Consider the following 18721-nt stretch of genomic DNA (forward strand, 5'->3'; position numbering starts at 1 on the left):
CGATATCAAGAGCAGGCTAACGTAACGCTAAAGCGTAACGACTGGTATCAATAGTGCGTTTCGCTTTTGCATGAGAATCAGAGATAACAGGCCCATGACAAGTTTTCTTTACCAGAAAGGTTAAAGAGGGCTCGCCTTTGATGTCGATGATTTCTTGGCGTACTTTAAAAAGGAAGTAAACCATCGGGCCGACAATACAGGCTAGGATTTTTTGAATCGATTTGCTCGATATATAAATCCTGAACATCGGCCCCCTATTTGTAAAGCTCCAGGCAAACTTTTCCGTTCTTCCCAAAACAACTCCAGGGATGCCAGGAAGCGTTCCGCGAATGACGTCTAAGCCGGGTGTGCCTCACAAGATGCGCAAAGTACTAGATGACGGGTACAGAGAGGCCTAAATGCGGATCATTAGCCAATAATGGCTTGCCCCCGTACTTACCTACTAAACTTACTGCTTAAGGCCCAGTTATTTGATACAATCCCATCTCTGCCGCCCATCTGCTCCCATTGACTTAACTCGGTTGCGGGTAAATTTTGAGGTTTACTTTCTGCAGGACCTGTCTTTTGGTGAAAGACATTCATGTCCTTATAGAGCTTGGCAAAGTCCATATTACTTATGGGCTCATCTGACTCATAAGGCGGCATTACCTCCCAAACTTGTTTGGTAGTGAGATATTGGGAAAGCTCAAGCCTTTGTAACGCTTTTTGCCAATTTCCTCCGAGGTCATAAGCCATCACGAGCATCCAGGCAACACTATCAGTTGGAGACCAGTGACCTGGTTTAGATCCCGTCAATAAATATTCTACGGGTAGTGCCCATCCTAATTGCGCATTGCCAGCATTGCCAGCATTGACACCGTCGGCATATGCTTGGAGTAATCGTTTAGCAGCAACAGGGTAGTGATCAAATTGTCGTTCTGCAGCTCGCTTGATCCCAAGCGTGCGTACAAAGCGATCTATCTTGACAGTGTCTTTGCCTAAGATTTCAGAAAGACGTCCACTGGCAATGCGACGATTCATCTCCAGTTGCCATGAGCCCTCAGAAGCATGTCAATATCATAAAGCAAAGTAGGCGTCGGCCTGACTTTTGGCTTTGATATGGGGTATATCGACTTCATTAAAAGTGATGGCAATAGCATCACCCAGACTTTTGATTGTCCGCTTACTGGAGATATTAGATTGTGCCGAATAAAGATACGCCAAGAGGGCTGTGATGCAGGCTATCGAACATAGTCCAATAAGCCATAAGCTGAGCAGTAACAGCTTGCCCAACCCAGTTGATTTTCTCGGTAGATTCATCAAAGTATTTTAGATGCTGGATTTAGTCTAGCCTCAGGTGCTGGGGCCAAAAGGGGTGTAGGGGCCTGCCCAAGGCTTGCATGCTAGAATTCTTTCTGTCTTGATTTTTATGGGATAGCTTTGTTGGTAAATAGTGCGGGCCCGAGTGGTGAAATCGGTAGACACAGCAGATTTAAAATCTGCCGACCCAAAAAAGTCGTGCCGGTTCGATTCCGGCCTCGGGCACCAAGACACTTGAAGCTTCATTTCACCAAATGACAGTAATTGTTAATCTCATCAGGCTGTTGGGTTAAATAGCTTACTTACCGCAAAATGAATTTATCTAAAGTATTCCTTTGCTCATGCTTGGTTTTCCCAGCGCTGACTGCATGGGCTGTCGATGTTCTTGAATTCAACTGCAAGCGAGTGGAGAGAAATTTCCCAGAGGAGTATGAAATGAAAATGATGCTCGCTTCGAGAAGTCAAAAAGCCAAGATATTTCTAGATGGGCGTGATTTAGATCAGTCGGATGCGTTTGGTACCCAAGTGGTTCAAAACATCACTTTGTCTCGCCCCAATATTTTGGTTTCGATAGAGGCCAAGTGTGCACCAGAAGAGTTGATGGGAGTCTCATATCCTGTTGATAGTGTAATGACTAACATTATGCTTGACCCGGTAACTGGCAAGTTAAAAAAGCCGAAAAAATACAAAGCGGCATCTTGGGTGCAACAATTGGAAACGGCACCCACACTAGTGAAGAGACTTACCTTCTTGCGAAAGCGCCCTACAAGGTTAGGTAAGTGGCTTAGACAAGCGCTTCCACAAAGCCTGAGTTTGGTTCGGTTACAAAGCCCAATTTGGTTAGGCCAGCGTGACATGAGGCGGCTAAAACCTGAGCGACATACTCATATTTCACAGACTTATCAGCGCGCAAATTGATTTCTGGCTGGGGATCCTTTTTTGAGATCTTTACTGCATAGCCATCAAATGTTTTTAAGTCAATTGGAGTGCTATTTCAAAATATTTGGCCATTAGCATCAATTGATAGCTGAATGGATTCTGGTTTTACTTCATTTCCTGAAGTACGGGTAAGGTGATGATAAAAATAATTAAGAGTACTAACATGACATCAACCATGGGTGTCATGTTAATTTCCGATATGATGCTGTCGTCTTTTTGGTCGTTTTGCATATGAAAAGACATCACTATTCCCCAGAGTTCACACGGGCACCAGTTATAAAGTAGGCCAACAGATCATTGCCAAAGCAATTTAAATCCGCGATGAAGAGTTTATTCGCATGATTGAGGACATTCAATCTCAGTGCCTCACCAATGGGGCCAGCAACTTGATCTTATCTGTGCGCTTTCAGAACTGCTAATGGCAATCAGGGCGTGGTAGATACCCCAAAAGGTACCCAACAAGCCGATGAACAGTGAGATTGCTCCTGTATGAGAATACGGATTGATGGAGTGATTACTAAACGACTGCATCCCTTGATCAAATGAGGGAGCGCGCCAGAAGTGTGCAAGCTTGGGTGGCAGTTTGCGTAGGTTGCGCAAGTCCTATAGTCGAGTGAGCAAGTTACCCAAGTAATAATAGAGCAGAGTAATAGAACGATTGCCACAAAGCGTGTAACAACATCGCCTTCAAGCCAGAGATTAGCTATGTCACATGGTGTATATAAATTGATTTTTAAGATTAAATTTGATTAAAAGATTAGTGGAAACTTTTTGGGGTGAACCATGCCCTAAAAAGGTTTAAAGCGATAACGTTTACCAATTTCTGTTGCCGCACGATCCAATCTTGGAAAAGAGCTTGATTGCAGTAATGCAACATCTTCTACGCTTCCGCTTGCATCAATAATGAGGCGAACAACCACTGCACCTTGCTCTCCAGAGCGTTTTGAAAACGAAAGGTAATCAGCATCGGCGTCGGGTTGATAGAAAATGGCTAGTTTACCAATGTCAGTTTGAATAGGGGTGCCGCTGGCACCCCTGCTGGTTGCGGGGGCTACTGTAGCAGCCGGAGGCGGATTTTCAAACTTGGTCTGGGGCTGGTTTTGCTGGGGAGCTTGCTGACCCTGAGTAGGGCTTGACTGTTCAGCCAACTTTTCTTTCGGCTTTTCTTGTACCGACTTCTTCTCCTCCTTGGGTTTTGGAGGAGGGGTGGTGGGTGTCTGCTGGCTCTTATTAACTGACTCAGGACTAACTAAATTAGTCATGACACGTCACTCAGAATACGCGCATGCGTTGGGTGCAAAGTCAGGTCGACAGACATTAAATTGTTTGCCAGTGATAGCAAGGAGGATTCATCTTTACTGCTGACGAAGGTAACGGTTCCATATGTGACTGTGTTGCTTTTGAGCTCTAGAGTATCTAGCTGTCTTTTAAGTTGCTTTACTACTGCATCACTTGTATCAATTAAGGTTATCGATTCACCTAGTAACTTGCGAATGGCTTTTCTTAAAAAAGGGTAGTGAGTGCAACCGAGTACTAGAGTGTCGGCACCGGCGTCTTGAATGGGCTCTAGGTGTTTGGCTAATAATTCCAAGGATTCTTCACTATCAGCCTTACCAGATTCAATCAAGAGAACAAGTCCCGCACCAGATTGTTCGATGAACTGACAATCCCTAGGTAGGGTTGCTAAAAGGGCGTTAAATTTATCGCTCTTGAGAGTTGCCTCGGTAGCAAGTACGCCCACAATATGATTTTGTGATTGCATGGCAGCAGGCTTGATGCCAGGTTCAACGCCGATGATAGGAATTGATAATGTTGCTCGGATTTGTTTTATAGCTTCGGCAGTGGCTGTATTGCAAGCCACAACTATTGCATCACATCCTTTGCTGGCTAGAAACTTGCATAAGGAGAGGCTGCGCGAAGCTATCCAGTCGCTCGATTTTTCACCATAAGGCGCATTTGCTGAGTCGGCTAAATAGATATAATCATCTTGGGGAAGCTGGCGCAGAGCCTCATCCAAAATGGATAAGCCTCCAACGCCAGAATCGAATACCCCAACAAGTGCCAATGTTGACTGCGCTTACTCAGTTGTCACTGAACGCTTAAGCAATCTTGACTGGAATGCCGGCAATCTTCGCCTGCCAATCACGCGGTCCTTCGTGATGTATGGAAATGCCTTCAGAATTCACTGCAACAGTCACTGGCATATCTTTGACATCAAATTCATAGATGGCTTCCATGCCTAGGCCAGCGAAGCCAACGACTTTAGAAGTTTGAATCGCCTTGGATACCAAGTAAGCAGCGCCACCAACAGCCATTAAATATGCAGATTTATGTTTCTTGATCGCTTCAATAGCCTCAGGCCCACGTTCTGCTTTACCAATCATGGAGATCAAACCAGTCTTAGATAGCATCATTTCGGTGAATTTATCCATGCGGGTGGAGGTTGTAGGGCCTGCTGAGCCAACCACTTCATCGCGCACTGGATCGACGGGGCCTACATAATAAATGACCCGGTTCTTAAAGCTAACCGGCAATGCCTCGCCCTTAGCAAGCATATCCTGAATCCGTTTGTGGGCAGCATCGCGTCCGGTCAAGATCTTGCCGTTCAGCAGCAAAGTCTCGCCTGGTTTCCAGCTAGCCACTTCATCGGCGGTCAAGGTATCTAAATTAACACGTTTGGATTTTTGCACATCAGGCGTCCAAGTGACTGCTGGCCAATCAGATAGAGATGGGGTCTCTAATTTTGCGGGGCCGTCGCCATGCAGGTGAAAGTGTACGTGTCGTGTAGTCGCACAGTTTGGAATCATCGCAACTGGCAACGATGCGGCATGTGTGGGGTATTCCATAATTTTGATGTCAAGCACGGTTGCTAAACCACCAAGGCCTTGAGCACCAATACCCAGTTTATTGACTTTGTCATAGATCTCTAAGCGCAATTCTTCTGCGCGAGTCGTTGCGCCGCGTGCAATCAATTCTTGAATATCCACAGGACCCATTAAGGCTGTTTTTGCCATGAGCATGGCTTTTTCTGGTGTGCCGCCAATGCCAATACCAAGAATGCCAGGCGGGCACCAGCCAGCACCCATGGTGGGAACGGTTTTGAGAACCCAGCTAACAATTGAGTCGGAAGGGTTCAGCATGACCATCTTGGCTTTATTTTCTGAGCCGCCACCTTTAGCAGCGCAAATGACTTCAACGTCATCGCCAGGCACGATTTCATAATGAATCACAGCAGGGGTGTTGTCTCCCGTATTGTTTCGTTTACCTGCGGGATCAGCTAAGACCGATGCGCGCAACATATTATCAGGATTAAGGTAGGCGCGTCGCACACCTTCGTTGACCATATCGGTTACGCTCATGGTGGCGTCTGGCCACTGCACATTCATACCAATCTTCAGAAAAACTACGGCAATGCCGGTGTCTTGGCAAAGGGGGCGGTGGCCTTCCGCGCACATGCGACTGTTGGTCAAAATTTGGGCAATTGCATCTTTAGCTCCGCGCCCTTGTTCGAGCTCATAAGCCTTACCCATCGCGGTAATGAAGTCCTTGGGATGATAGTAGGAGATGAACTGAAATGCATCTGCAACGCTTTGAATGAGGTCGTTTTGTTTAATCTTGGTCATGGTTTTAGGCTTATTTCCACATTATTAGTAAGGTTTGCCCCATTTTAAGGGTTTGCCATAGAGCAAATTACAAGTGTTTTCACTTATCTTCTAAGGTCTTGAAAAACAAGAAAACCCCGTATTTAACCCATCTGCAACTTTGTTAAGGGTGCGGCCATTCCAGGCATGGAAGCCTACAAGCAGCTTTGTGCTGAAGCAGAAAAAGATTACGACGGTTTTTGGGGTCGCCTTGCTAAAAAAATATCTACTGGAAAAAGCCTTTTACGAAGGTTTTAGATGAATCTCAGGTGCCTTTCTATTGATGGTACGGGTTACTAAGGTAGCTTACAAAGCTGCTGATGGTCAATTCCGTGGCGGTAAAGCATTGCCCCTTTAAGCTATTTGTGACGAAGCACTTTCCACCGGTGAATGTCCTAAGGTGCAATATGTGATCGTAAGTAAGCGCACTGGCACTGATGTCACTATGCAAGCAGGTCGTGATGTTTGGATGCAAGAGATCGTAGCGAATGAATCCACGACTTGTGAGCCAGAGTGGGTTAGCGCTGAGTATCCTTTATTTATTCTCTATACCTCAGGATCTACTGGTAAGCCTAAGGGTGTACAGCACTCTACTAGTGGCTATCGCTTGTGGGCAAGTCTCACAATGAAGTGGACTTTTGATATCAAACCAAATGATGTTTTCTGGTGTACTGCCGACATTGGTTGCGTAACAGGCCACTATTACATTACTTATGGCCCACTTGCAGTTGGCGCCACTGAGATCGTATTTGAAGGTCTACCAACAGATTCAAATTCTGGTCGTTGCTGGGACATAATCCAGAAACACAAAGCATCTATTTTCTATACCGTACCAACAGCGATTCGCTCCTTGATCAAGGCATCTCGTAACGACCAAGCGGTGCATCCAAAGAGCTTCGATTTATCTTCACTCCGTCTCTTGGATTCTGTGGGTGAGCCGATTAACCCAGAAGCATGGATGTGGTACTACGAGAATGTAGGTGGCTCACATTACCCAATCGCAGATACTTTCTGGCAAACCGAAACTGGTGGTCATATGATTTCACCATTACCTGGTGCAACTCCTATGGTTCCAGGTTCATGCACATTGCCATTGCCAGGTATTCAGGCGGCTATTGTGGATGAAGCAGGTGCCGATGTGCCTAATAGTCAAGGTGACATCTTGGGTGTGAAACGTCCATGGCCTTCAATGATGTGCACAATTTGGGGTGATCCTGATCGTTTTGTAAAGTCTGACTTCCCAGAAACATTAGGAGGCACTCTTTACCTTGCTGGTGATGTCGCAATCCGTAATAAGGATCATGGCTACTTCACCATTACCGGCCGTATTGACGATGTCTTGAACGTTTCCGGTCACCGCATTGGAACCATGGAAATCGAATCTTGTTTAGTCGCTAAACCATTGGTTGCTGAGGCAGCGGTGGTTGGCCGTCCAGATGAATTAACTGGTCAGGCAATTTGTGTATTCGTAGTGCTTAAATGTGGTCGCCCAACTGGTGATGAGGCTAAAAAGCTTGCTACCGAATTACGCAACTGGATTGGTAAAGAAATCGGTCCGATTGCTAAACCGAAGGACGTCCGCTTTGGTGATAATTTACCGAAGACCCGCTCTGGCAAGATTATGCGTCGCTTGTTACGTGTGATTGCTAAAGGTGAAGAGGTTTACTCAAGACACTTCAACCTTGGAAAACTCACACATCTTGGAGCAGCTGAAAGAGTCTCTCTAAGCGTATTTACTTGGATTTGGGGTAAAGCCCTTTCGGTACTCGTATAATTGACGACTGTTCGGAAGGGTGGATGAGCGGTTTAAGTCATACGTCTGGAAAGCGTGCGTAGGTTAATAGCCTACCGCGGGTTCGAATCCCGCCCCTTCCGCCAAGTATCAGTAAAACCACCTGCGGGTGGTTGTTTCTTTTGCACATCCCGTAATATCTAGTATGTTGCGTATGAAAAATAAAATGAATTCAATTCTGGGGAAATCATGATCTTTGCACTGTTATTAATGGACCGCCCAGGTACGGCAGACTTACGTATCCAGGTTCGCCCTGAGCACCGCGCTTATTTGGTAAAAATGGCTGATCGCATGGCTTTTGCAGGACCCTTAACATCAGAAGATGGCAAAACAACATTGGGTAGCTTAATTGCAATTGACTTCCCGAGTAGGGCGGATGTCGATGCTTGGTTAAAAGATGAGCCGTACACCAAAGCAGGAGTTTATGAGAAGCCCGTTATTCATGTATTTAATAATCTGTGGCAGCAAAAAGTGGGATTCCCGCCTGCTCAGTAGTAAACACTTAGCCTCATATCTTTGCTCAAACTAAGTTTTCTAAATTTATGCAATGACATTCATTCAGTTGCCGCGATTATTGATCTGGCCCATACGGATTGGGATAGTACGGTGCTCTTGTATTGCACTCTTTTGGATTAGAGCCCACCTTTTTGTTCTTGGCTTTGTGAAGCAGTCTGCTGCTGAATTTAGTGGAAAAATTGGATATAACTTTAGCTACCAAGATCTCAGTATTTCCCCTTTACGCCTCAGGGTTGGGGCTGGATCAGCTTCGTTTAGCAAAAGCGGGCGGCCTTAAATTACTAGAATTCCAGAAGCTGATGATGGGTGAGCTTGGATTTGATGAGGTTTTGCTAGTTCAACCAACTATTCTTGTTGAAAAGAAGTTATCCAAGGCAAGAATTTATTGCAGCAGTAGAGAAAACCCTTCCCCCATCTGATTCTGCAGATTCAAGCAAGCCTCTCAAAATTTCGGTTGATGCGTTGACAGTAAGCGCAGCATCTCTATGTTTAATTGACGAGTCAACTCAGTTAAAAGAAGAATTGAAACCATTATAAGAATGGTTTAGTGACTGGCGCGCGTGGACAATGTGATTTAAATCTCGGAAGTTCACCAGTATCCCGTACTCTTTGTTACAGAAGATAAGGTTTCAGTTGCTGTCAAAAATAAGCTGACTACGCATCCCATGGCCAAAGACGATGCTACTTTTGAGCCCGCATTATTTGCAGAGCAGGGTGTTTCACTGCAAGGTGAAACACAAACAGTTTCACCAGATTATGGTGGCTATGAGTTTTATCGTGCTCATAGGTGGTTAAAGGGGATTGTTGAGGGTAAGACGGATGCCGAGAGTGTTATCAAGGCAATGGAAAGTTCTGGTCTGTGTGGTCTGGGAGTGGCAGGATTCCCGGCAGGTCGTAAACGGCGTATTGTGAACGATCAAGTCGCCCCTAAATTAATGGCAGTCAATATTGATGAAGGTGAGCCGGGCACTTTTAAAGACCGCACTTATTTAGAGTGTGATCCTCATCGTTTTCTAGAGGGGCTTTTAATCGCAGCTAGCGTAGTTGGTATCGACGCTTGCTATATATCTATTTACGTGATGAATATCACGGCTGCCGCGAGTTGCTCGAGGCTGCATTGGCAAAACTTCAGGCAAATCCCCCATTTAAGTTGCCCACCGTTGAGTTACGTCGTGGTGCAGGAGCGTATATTTGCGGTGAAGAGTCTGCCATGATTGAAAGTATCGAGGGTAAACGTGGTGAACCCCGTATGCGACCACCTTACATTGCGCAGGTTGGTTTATTTGGCAGGCCAACCCTAGAGCATAAGTTTCAGGCTTTGTGCTGGGTGCGCGATATCGTCCAGCGTGGACCAGAATGGTTTAGCTCATACGGTGGTCGCCATGATCGCAAAGGCTTGCGAAGCTTCAGTGTGAGTGGGCGCGTTAAAAATCCGGGTCTGAAATTGGCGCCAGCTGGAATCACAATTCAAGAGTTGATCGATGAGTACTGCGGCGGAATGCAAGACGGTCATCGCTTCTATGGCTATCTGCCTGGCGGAGCCTCCGGCGGAATTTTGCCTGCCACCATGAATGACATTCCACTTGATTTTGATACCTTACAGCCATAGGGTTGTTTTATTGGTTCGGTTGCAGTCATGGTTTTTAGTAACAAAGATAAAGCACGTGATATGGCTTGAAATGTGATGCATTTCTTTGACCATGAAAGCTGCGGTCAATGCACTCCTTGCCGAGTTGGTACAAGCAAGGCTGCTAAGTTCATGCAAGCCAAGGCTTGTATTGGAGATGTTGCTTTCTGATATGCCGGATGAAGGCTTTAAGTGGGGTGGTGATAACACAGTAGAAAAGCAAAAAAATCAACACGGTGAACTTCAGTACTTGGGCAGCGCGTATGGATGTCACTGTACGCCCTGAATTAAAAGCCTTGCGGATCAGGCTGCGATTCCGCGTTAATTGTATGGGCTGAAAAGTAAAAAGGCTCCTCCAGCGGGGCCTTTTTGCATTTGTAACCTAGTTTTGTTTTGCCCTTTAGAATTATTACTCTATGGCCAGTTCCAAACCCTCCCAAAACACTGTAAAACCTGAGCTCCCCGTTCTCATCATTGGCGCTGGCTTCGCAGGTTTCACTGTCGCTTTACACATGGCTAAATCTCAACCAGTGATATTGATGGCTAAACGTGGCTTGGGCGAAGCTGCGACTGCTTGGGCGCAGGGTGGAATTGTCGGGGTTGTTGATCAAGAGCATGAATGAAGTATCTGCCATTGTGGCTTGCAGAGTTTTTGGAGAGGATGTTCTTTTTGCTTCTGCCATTTGTAGCATTTGCATATCCAACTATCAAGTCGATTCCTACTTACAGAACAAATGTAGCTAAGAAGCAAATTAATTCGATTTATAAAGAGCTTGATAAGTTTGAGCAAAACACTATTGAGACCTTTGATCAAAATCGCAGGGGAGAGTACATTGAGGTGATAAATGTGATGGAGCGATGGGTTCTTAAATCAAAAGCAGCCAAATTAGCCACTGCTGAATGTTACAGCTTGCGAAACAATATTGAATTTATCCGCAATGCTATAGAAAAGCAGGTTATTTATACAGGCAGGGAAAGTTAAGTCTCATTTTTTAATGATCCAACCCAAGATTCTCATTGAGAAATCTACTGCATTTACATCTTTAGTGAGTTTTCCAAGAGAGACGCGATCAACACCAGTGCTTGCGATAGCACGCATTTGATCGAGATTGATGCCACCAGATACCTCTAGTAATGCCTGACCGGCAGTAATAGCCACTGCTTCTTTCATTTCATCGGTATTAAAATTATCAATCAGGATGCTTTTGGCACCAGCCTCTAAAGCTTCTTCAAGCTCAGCAAAATTCTCAACTTCAATCTGAATATCCACTCCAGCATTCAGGGTATGCGCGCTCTTTAATGCAGCTGATATGCTGCCAGCGGCAGCAATGTGATTTTCTTTAATCAGGATGCCATGCCAAAGGGCTAGATGTTGATTCTTACCACCACCCACTAAAAGACTGCGTATTTTTGTGCCTGACGTAAACCTGGAATAGTCTTGCGCGTATCTAAAACTGCGCATCCTCTAGGATTTGGGCTAGCGACCGCAATCGCATCGACATGTTGGCGGGTGATACTAGCCGTCCATGAGAGTGTCTGCAAAAAATTAATACAAGTACTCTCAGCAGAGAGTAGTGCTTGGGAGTCAGCTTCAATAGCGCAGGTATCGGGCATCATGAGTTGACCCTCAATGTAATACCAATTGACCTTTGCATTGGGATTTAGTTTCTTGCGAGCGCCTTCAAACCAATCTACTCCACAAAGAACTGCTGCCTGACGAACGATAAGTTGGGCTTTTACTGGCTTGCTAGGAACCAGCTTGGCGGTCCAATCGCCTGTTCCAATATCCTCCCATGAGTGCATCATGAATATTACGTTGACGAGCTTGCTCTAAGGTTTCGTTGTAGTCAAACATGTATCAATTTATAAATGAAAGCGAACCGATGTGGTGCTAATTTAAGTCGCACCAATGTTGTTTACAAAGCCATGCTGTGCCTTGGCCAATAGCTCTGGATGATTTTTTGTGAAATCGAGCATGCGCTCTATACAACTCAAAGCCTGAAGCCGAATCGGTTCATCAATAAAGATTTCACCAGAAGCATTTTCTAGGCAGCTCAAAATGCCTTGAAGGCCATTTATAGCCATCCAGGGGCAGTGGGCACAACTCTTGCAGGTTTGCGCTATTTCCAGCGGTTGGTGCTTCAATGAATTTCTTGTGTGGTGCTAACTGGCGCATGCGGTGCAAGATGCCGTTATCAGTTGCAACAATGTATTCGGTGGCGGATCCCTCAACCACTGCTTTAATCATGGCAAAAGTTGAGCCAACGACATCAGCCAGGTCAACAACGGCTTGAGGGGATTCTGGGTGTACTAGGACCATCGCATTGGGATGAGCTGCTTTGAACATGGATAGTTCAGCAGCCTTAAATTCGTCATGCACAATGCAGGCACCGTTCCATAGCAACATATCTGCGCCAGATTGCTCTTGTATATAGCGTCCTAGGTGACGATCTGGCGCCCACAAGATTTGCTTGCCCTCACTTTTGAGTTGATGCACGATGGCAAGAGCACAAGAGCTAGTTACCATCCAATCTGCTTGTGCTTTAACAGCGGCAGATGTATTTGCATACACAACAACTACCCGCTCAGGATGTGCCACGTGGAAAGTGGCAAAGTCAGAAGCATTGCACCCTAAGTCCAAAGAGCAGGTCGCATCCAAGTCTGGCATGAATACTCGTTTTTCTGGGCTCAGTATTTTTGCGGACTCGCCCATGAAGCGTACGCCTGCAACAATGAAATTTTTGGTAGAGTGATTTTTACTGAATCGTGCCATTTTTAAGGAGTCGGCCACAAATCCGCCAGTTTCCAATGCTAGATCTTGAATATCACCGTCTACATAGTAATGAGCAACTAAGGTTGCATCTTTATCGATTCACAACTTTTTTATGCGCGCAATTACAGTTGCTTTTTTATCGCCGTGAAGCAGAGGAGGGGGCTTAGTCCATGCTTGGCAGTGCAAGTGATTCCAGCAGCATTTTGTTGTGTGGGTAATCAAAGGCTATCGGGGCGTTCACAGTTGAGTTCATACGAAATCTTACTTGACCCTCATATTTTATGTTGAGGGACTAGAAAGGCAGTGTAGCGTCTGGCTTTGCGGCCAGTATTATATCCTTAAATTCCGCCTGAATCCGAGCAAGCGCGGCTTTACTATCCGCCTCAAAGCGCATAGCCACGACTGGGGTGGTGTTCGAGGGTCTGGCCAAGCCAAAACCATCTGAATACTCCACACGCACACCATCAATAGTATTAATAGACTCAGAGGTTGGGAATTGAGGATTCGCTTTAATGGTCTCTAATAATGCAAATGGCTCACCCTCAGCGCAGGCTAGCTGTAGTTCAGGGGTGCAGATCGCATTTGGTAGGTCATTGAGCGTTTGATTGGGGTCTTGTTCTTTGGAGAGTATCTCGAGCAAACGGGTTCCTGTATAGAGACCATCATCAAAACCAAACCAGCGATCCTTAAAGAAAATATGGCCACTCATTTCTCCGGCAAGCGGCGCCCCAGTTTCTTTAAGCTTTGCCTTTACTAACGAGTGACCTGTTTTCCACATTAAAGGTTCGCCCCCATGTTTCCTCACATAGGTTGCGAGGTTGCGGGTGCATTTGACGTCATAAATAATTTGGCCGCCTGGATTGCGCGAGAGTACATCTTTGGCGAAGAGCATCATTTGACGGTCGGGGAATATAACCTGTCCATCCTTGGACACCACGCCTAAACGATCAGCATCGCCATCAAATGCAAGACCAAGCTCATTGTCAGTAGTTTGTAGGTTTTTAATCAAATCTTGCAGATTCTCAAGATGAGCGGGATCGGGATGGTGATTGGGAAAATGACCGTCTACTTCGCAGAATAGTTCTTGCACTTCACAGCCCAAAGCTCTAAAAAGCTTTCCAGCAAAAGCGCCACCAACACCATTGCCACAATCAACCGCAATCTTGATTGGGCGAGCCAATTTCACATCACCCACGATACGCTCTAAATACAGAGGAAAAATATCAAAGGTACTGCGAGTGCCCTGACCATTCGTAAATTGTTTTGCTTCGATACGCTTACGCAGAGCTTGTATTTGATCGCCATATATTGCTGCGCCACCTAATACCATCTTAAAGCCGTTGTAATTCGGTGGATTGTGACTGCCGGTAATCATGATGCCAGACTTCGGTCTCTTGCCGGGGATATCTTGATTGGCAGCAAAGTACACCATCGGTGTAGCAACCATGCCAAGATCAATTACATTGATGCCGGTCGAGAGCAATCCTTCAGTTAGGGTCTCCATTAGGCTTGGACCTGATAATCGTCCATCACGACCAATGACTATCTCAGTTTCACCAATCTCACGCATTTCTGTGCCAAAGGCTTGTCCAATCAGTCTAGCAATTGATGGGCCTAGAGTCTCATCAATGATGCCTCGAATATCGTATGCCTTAAAGATCGATGGAGAAAGGTGCATATAAATTCCTTGTTTTTCTCTAGATATGATTGTCTAACTAGATAGCGCAAATGCTATCAATGAAATTGATTTATAAGATTTATCCGGTTCGCTGTGATTGCGTCAATATCTTCATTTGCTTGAATATTGCCTCCAGCCTTGAGGGCTGCTTCAATTGGCTTGGCCAAAACTTTACCTAATTCAACCCCGGGTTGATCAAAGCTATTGATGTTCCAGAGAGCGCCTAAAGTTGCAGCACGATTTTCGTACAGGGCTAGCAGGGCGCCTAAGTAGAATGCATTGAGCTTAGGCAAAATCAGGAGATTACTGGGACGTTTACCTGGATAGGTGTTATTTGGGTTATCCGTTTTTTTTCCATGAGCCAAAGCTTGTGCTTGTGCTAGGCAGTTAGAAAGCAAAATACGATGATGCTCTTTTGCTTCAGGCAAGTGACTCATTGGCTCACGTATCGCGATAAAATCAATGGGGATCATTTCTGTACCTTGATGCAAAAGCTGGAAGTAGGAGTGCTGTGCATTGCTCCCAGAGCTACCAAAGACTACAGGACAAGAGAACTTAACAGACTTGCCATCACGATCAACGCTCTTACCGTTGCTTTCCATATCTAGTTGTTGTAACCATTTTGGGAACCAATCCAATGCATCCGCATACGGAATGACAGCATATGATTTGATGTGATGTTTTTGTTGCTGATAGAGCAGGCTGAGCGCCATGATGACCGGAAGGTTTTCTTCCAGTGGAGCAGATTTAAAGTGTTGATCCATGGCATGGGCACCAGCCAAGAACTGCTTAAAGGTGTCAAACCCAAACTGTAGGGCAATAGGTAGCCCCACTGCTGACCAAACTGAGTACCGCCCACCAACCCAATCCCAAAATGGATAGACATTATTAGGATCAATGCCAAAGGACTTGGCAGCCCGCACATTAGCAGTAACTGCATAAAGAGCATGAGAAATCTGACTATCCGTTCGACCATGATCCTTCAGCCATTTGACAACAGCCTTGGCATTCATCATGGTTTCAAGCGTAGTGAATGACTTTGAAACGATGATGACGCGAGTGCTGTTAGGAAGCGCGCGTTGCAAAATCCGATTCAGATCAGCGGTATCAATATTGGCTAAAAAATGGATGCGCATGCCGCGACTATCAACATCGGGTACATGAGCTAAAGCTTCAATTGCTAAACGTGGTCCAAAATCTGATCCACCAATGCCAATATGAATGACATCAGTAACGCCAACCCATTTATTACATAGAGCCTCGATACGGCGCCATACTTCAGTGACTTCAGGCATAACATCCTGTCCATTGACTAAAACAGAAGTCTTATTTAGGTTGCGCAGAGCAGAATGTAAAGCGGGACGATTTTCAGAGTTATTGACAGGTTTGCCAGCAAATAAATCGGCAATAAATTGTTCCAGCTTCACTTTCTTAGCTAAGCCAAAGAGAGATGTCCAAGCTGCGTCATCAATGCCCTGATAGGCGCTATCTAAAGCGATCTCATGGGCGCTTAGGTTGGTATTGATGAGCTTTGCAGCTGGTTTCAAGGACATGAATAGATTTTATCAAGAAGCGTCTGAAAACCCACTAAAACACTGAAAATTTTACGATTTCAGGATGTTTTTAACAATCATTCTCGGTCGGGACGAATAAATGGAGCGGGTTGACTGTGTGGTTATCCGTGCCGGCGTCATCGGACGTGAGCCAATGAGTCACTTGCCTGAAGCAAAAGMGCATCATCGTATTTTGCTTTCTAACTGCCTAGCACAAGCACAAGCTTTGGCTAATGGAAAAAAACTAGCCGTAGCCAGAGAAATGTCCTTTCGCGGTCGAGAAACTATTCTGCTAGAGCGTGAATCTTCTTCTTTTGGGACTCTTTTAGTAGCGCACGTAATAGTGAAGTCATTCATGCTGGCATTTACTATCCCAAGGATTCTCTCAAGGCAAAACTCTGTGTTGAAGGCAATCGCTTGCTTTATGAATCTTGCCGCAGTCATCAGGTGGCAACTCAAACTTACGGCAAATTCATAGTGGCAACCGATGTTTCCCAGATAGATGATTTACAGGCGCTCTTGCACAAAGCTCATAACAACGGCGTATCGAGTATCAAAATGATCTTTGCTGATGAGGCAAATCAACTGGAGCCATAACTAAACTGCGTAGCCGCCATACTCTCATCAAGCACAGGCATTGATGAGAGCCATGGCTATAATGTTGTTACTTTTTGGCGGATTTGAAGATACTGGTGGCATGGTCGCGTATCAATCACCACTGATCAGTGCAAAGCCAATTGGCGAGAATGCCAAAGATGGGTTTGAGTTGGAAATCGGTGGCGTTGATGACATGCGCATACAAACAAAGTTGCTCATTAACTGCGCAGGCATGAGTGCCCCGACTGTTGCGCAAAGAATTGAATCATTACCCTTGGATCAAATTCCTAAAGCGTATTTTGCTGAGGGAAACTATTTTTCTCTTTCTGGAAAATCTCCCTTCAAACATTTGATTTATCCTATTCCAGAGCCTGGCGGCTTAGGTGTTCACCTTACGCTCGATATTGATCAATAAGCACAAATTGATTACACAGTCAATCCTAAAAAGGGTGATGGTTTCTATGAGGTTGTTAGGCGATATTGGCCCAGTCTTCAAGATAACGCTTTGCAGCCAGATTACCCTGGGGTGAGGGCTAAAATCGTCCAACCAAATGCTCCTGCGGGAGACTTTTGCTTCAATACGCCCCAAGACCATGGATTAGAGGGGCTCTTCAATCTATATAGCTTTGAGTCTCCCCAGGACTGACTGCTAGCCTAGCTATTGCTAGGCATTTAGAGGGTCAAATCAACAGTTCTTTATAATTCATGGCTTGAATCATCAGAGATTCAAGCAAATGGAAGAGTGGCAGAGCGGTTGAATGCACCAGTCTTGAAAACTGGCGAGGATGAAAGTCCTCCGTGAGTTCGAATCTCACCTCTTCCGCCAAATGCCTTCAACCACCTTCGAGTGGTTTTTTAGAAGCTTGTGGCCAATCCTATAGAAGTGCCATGAACATTTTGTCCAAATTGGTAACGAAATACGATTCTTACTCTTGAAAAGATGGGATCAGAAGCGCTACGGTCAATTTCAAAACCGGTACCAACTGAGGATAAAGAATTAAAACCCAATGCCCCTCGAAGATCACCTAAAAATTCAGTATGAGCTAATTCAAATACTGCTCTCAGCGGTCCATCAAATAAAGAAATTGGGGTTGGTACACGACTGCGAGCCCAAATAGCCAGACTCTGTGAGTCTGCTGAACCTTGAACAGCTGTAGAAGTGTCAAAAGTTTGTATTGCAATATTGGTATAACGAAGCTCAACGTCAATCTCTTGATCAGGTTGGTAGTTTTCGTCATCAAGAATTACAGAACCTCCCAGCCCATAAGAATGCATTCGTCCACGATTTAAAAATTGCATATCTACCCAAGTACGATTTTGGAGGACCATAGATGCAATGGATAGGTCACTTTCAAGATGTCCAAGCATCAGCTATAGTCCGAAAACGTAACTCATTGGTACTTGGAAAGTCCAAACCAATACCGCCTGTGCCAGTAATACTATTCCAGTGAACGGGTATTGTGACTGAGCTATGTGCAATCCCATCGGTAAAATTTGGGTTTTAGCGATTGACTGCCCTGCTCCCCTCAAGATAGGGTGGAAAGTTTGCGCTAATTCGATCTCCGCCTCCTAAGGAAATCATTTGTAGATCTGAAGCATCGCCCCCATTAATGGCGAATGGATAAAGATCCGGTGGTAGTCACATCTGGCGTTAGCGAGTAGCCAGTTATGGTCATAACAGCATCAGCCCGTTTTTTAAGATAGCTATTGGTTGCGTTATACAAAGCAGATTGTGCATGCGCAAAATTGGCGCCAAAGATGCTTGAGCTGGCAAGCAGGATGTGGAAGGGTTGATAAAAAGACAGCATGGCGTGCATTTTAGTCAGGGGAGCTAACTCAATGTACTATTCAAATATATCAGCTCTGCCTACTCCATATTTCATCTCATCATTTATTGGAATTCAGTATGAATAAGACATCATCCCAACTGACCGCATTTGCATCCTTATTATTTTCAAGCTTTGTTTACGCAGCAGGTGGTGGAGGTGCTATTCCAGATCCTGGAGCAATGCAAGGCAAGCGATTTCACATTATCTCCCTTGATACCAAGCTCGGCTAAAAGTTCGCTAGTATGTTCGCCCAATAGAGGCGGGTGGCGATAGACTTGCTGGGGTGTGCCATTCATCTTTACAGCAAAACCGATATTAGGAACCTTCCCTTCTATAGGGTGATCAATCTCCATGCGCGCTATCAAATGCTTCTGGATAGGTGTTAATCGGACCAGCTGGGATGCCTTCCGGCAACAATCTAGTAACCCATTTTTCTGCTGGTTTAGTAATACAAGTTTTTTCTAGTTCAGCTGCAAG

Annotated in this window: 16 protein-coding genes, 3 tRNA genes and 6 pseudogenes; 10 read left to right on the top strand and 15 right to left on the bottom strand. The window is 45.3% G+C overall.

Annotated features, from left to right (window positions below):
- Positions 1-16 precede the first annotated feature (16 nt).
- Together DXE31_RS12195 and DXE31_RS12200 are read right to left on the bottom strand one after the other, a co-directional pair.
- Positions 17-295, bottom strand: coding sequence for a penicillin acylase family protein (locus DXE31_RS12195; RefSeq protein ID WP_269460604.1), 279 nt, complete (start codon positions 293-295; stop codon positions 17-19).
- Positions 296-435: 140 nt separating this feature from the next.
- The gene (locus DXE31_RS12200) at positions 436-1020 is read right to left on the bottom strand and encodes a penicillin acylase family protein (RefSeq protein WP_269460605.1); all 585 of its coding nucleotides are present in this window, start codon (positions 1018-1020) and stop codon (positions 436-438) included.
- 418 nt (positions 1021-1438) lie between these two features.
- Here DXE31_RS12200 and DXE31_RS07665 point away from each other — a divergent pair.
- Positions 1439-1527: transfer RNA gene (locus DXE31_RS07665), tRNA-Leu, on the top strand.
- A gap of 556 nt (positions 1528-2083) precedes the next feature.
- Here the strand turns inward: DXE31_RS07665 and DXE31_RS07670 are convergent.
- From DXE31_RS07670 to DXE31_RS07690, 5 genes and pseudogenes are all read right to left on the bottom strand, one after another.
- Positions 2084-2481, bottom strand: a pseudogene (locus DXE31_RS07670) (ExbD/TolR family protein).
- A 123-nt stretch (positions 2482-2604) separates the two neighbouring features.
- Positions 2605-2769, bottom strand: a complete 165-nt coding sequence (locus DXE31_RS12990) for a MotA/TolQ/ExbB proton channel family protein (RefSeq protein WP_415078100.1) — start codon at positions 2767-2769, stop codon at positions 2605-2607.
- A gap of 257 nt (positions 2770-3026) precedes the next feature.
- On the bottom strand, positions 3027-3500 hold the full coding sequence (locus DXE31_RS07680) for an energy transducer TonB (protein ID WP_231969470.1): 474 nt from the start codon (positions 3498-3500) through the stop codon (positions 3027-3029).
- The gene (gene murI, locus DXE31_RS07685; RefSeq protein WP_114698377.1) at positions 3497-4303 is read right to left on the bottom strand and encodes a glutamate racemase; all 807 of its coding nucleotides are present in this window, start codon (positions 4301-4303) and stop codon (positions 3497-3499) included. The genes DXE31_RS07680 and murI overlap by 4 nt, the downstream gene beginning before the upstream one ends.
- 34 nt (positions 4304-4337) lie before the next feature.
- Entirely contained in the window at positions 4338-5861 is a 1524-nt protein-coding gene (locus tag DXE31_RS07690; protein WP_114698378.1) for a fumarate hydratase, read from the bottom strand.
- Between the two features lie 106 nt (positions 5862-5967).
- Between DXE31_RS07690 and DXE31_RS07695 the strand changes: the two are divergent.
- From DXE31_RS07695 to DXE31_RS07725, 7 genes and pseudogenes are all read left to right on the top strand, one after another.
- Positions 5968-7606 (top strand): annotated as a pseudogene (locus DXE31_RS07695) (acetate--CoA ligase); the annotation flags it as partial.
- A 60-nt stretch (positions 7607-7666) separates the two neighbouring features.
- Positions 7667-7757, top strand: a tRNA-Ser gene (locus DXE31_RS07700).
- Positions 7758-7860: 103 nt separating this feature from the next.
- Entirely contained in the window at positions 7861-8166 is a 306-nt protein-coding gene (locus DXE31_RS07705; protein WP_114698379.1) for a YciI family protein, read from the top strand.
- A gap of 191 nt (positions 8167-8357) precedes the next feature.
- Positions 8358-8606: a hypothetical protein gene (locus DXE31_RS07710; protein ID WP_114698380.1), complete on the top strand. Its 249-nt coding sequence runs from the start codon at positions 8358-8360 to the stop codon at positions 8604-8606.
- Positions 8607-8765: 159 nt separating this feature from the next.
- Positions 8766-9955 (top strand): annotated as a pseudogene (locus DXE31_RS07715) (NADH-ubiquinone oxidoreductase-F iron-sulfur binding region domain-containing protein); the annotation flags it as partial.
- A 275-nt stretch (positions 9956-10230) separates the two neighbouring features.
- Positions 10231-10437 carry an FAD-dependent oxidoreductase gene (locus tag DXE31_RS07720; protein WP_415077923.1) on the top strand — a complete coding sequence of 69 codons (207 nt, stop codon included), beginning with the start codon at positions 10231-10233 and terminating at the stop codon, positions 10435-10437.
- Positions 10434-10796 (top strand): hypothetical protein, encoded by a 363-nt coding sequence (locus DXE31_RS07725; protein ID WP_114698381.1) that lies wholly within the window; start codon positions 10434-10436, stop codon positions 10794-10796. Before DXE31_RS07720 ends, DXE31_RS07725 begins: the two co-directional genes overlap by 4 nt.
- A 3-nt stretch (positions 10797-10799) precedes the next feature.
- On the opposite strand, the pseudogene nadC reads toward DXE31_RS07725, so the two are convergent.
- The 5 genes and pseudogenes from nadC to pgi form a co-directional block, all read right to left on the bottom strand.
- Positions 10800-11669 (bottom strand): annotated as a pseudogene (gene nadC / locus DXE31_RS07730) (carboxylating nicotinate-nucleotide diphosphorylase).
- Positions 11670-11710: 41 nt separating this feature from the next.
- A complete protein-coding gene (locus tag DXE31_RS12515) occupies positions 11711-11872 on the bottom strand; it encodes a hypothetical protein (RefSeq protein WP_415077926.1) in 162 nt (53 codons plus the stop codon).
- Complete coding sequence (nadA, locus tag DXE31_RS07735; RefSeq protein WP_331852014.1) at positions 11844-12623, bottom strand: quinolinate synthase; 780 nt, start codon at positions 12621-12623, stop codon at positions 11844-11846. Before nadA ends, DXE31_RS12515 begins: the two co-directional genes overlap by 29 nt.
- A 256-nt stretch (positions 12624-12879) precedes the next feature.
- Complete coding sequence (locus DXE31_RS07740; protein ID WP_114698382.1) at positions 12880-14265, bottom strand: phosphomannomutase/phosphoglucomutase; 1386 nt, start codon at positions 14263-14265, stop codon at positions 12880-12882.
- 56 nt (positions 14266-14321) lie between these two features.
- Complete coding sequence (gene pgi, locus DXE31_RS07745; protein WP_114698383.1) at positions 14322-15818, bottom strand: glucose-6-phosphate isomerase; 1497 nt, start codon at positions 15816-15818, stop codon at positions 14322-14324.
- 100 nt (positions 15819-15918) lie between these two features.
- Between pgi and DXE31_RS07750 the strand changes: the two are divergent.
- Both DXE31_RS07750 and DXE31_RS07755 read left to right on the top strand, forming a co-directional pair.
- Positions 15919-17117: pseudogene (locus tag DXE31_RS07750) on the top strand (NAD(P)/FAD-dependent oxidoreductase).
- Positions 17118-17151: 34 nt separating this feature from the next.
- Positions 17152-17241 (top strand) — tRNA-Ser (locus DXE31_RS07755).
- A gap of 29 nt (positions 17242-17270) precedes the next feature.
- On the opposite strand, the gene DXE31_RS10575 is transcribed toward DXE31_RS07755, so the two are convergent.
- From DXE31_RS10575 to DXE31_RS07765, 3 genes and pseudogenes are all read right to left on the bottom strand, one after another.
- Entirely contained in the window at positions 17271-17744 is a 474-nt protein-coding gene (locus DXE31_RS10575; RefSeq protein ID WP_231969471.1) for a hypothetical protein, read from the bottom strand.
- 278 nt (positions 17745-18022) lie between these two features.
- Positions 18023-18232: a hypothetical protein gene (locus DXE31_RS10580; protein WP_197712203.1), complete on the bottom strand. Its 210-nt coding sequence runs from the start codon at positions 18230-18232 to the stop codon at positions 18023-18025.
- Between the two features lie 137 nt (positions 18233-18369).
- Positions 18370-18721: pseudogene (locus DXE31_RS07765) on the bottom strand (CoA transferase); the annotation flags it as partial.

It is taken from the genome of Polynucleobacter necessarius (assembly GCF_900095185.1).
GTDB lineage: Bacteria > Pseudomonadota > Gammaproteobacteria > Burkholderiales > Burkholderiaceae > Polynucleobacter.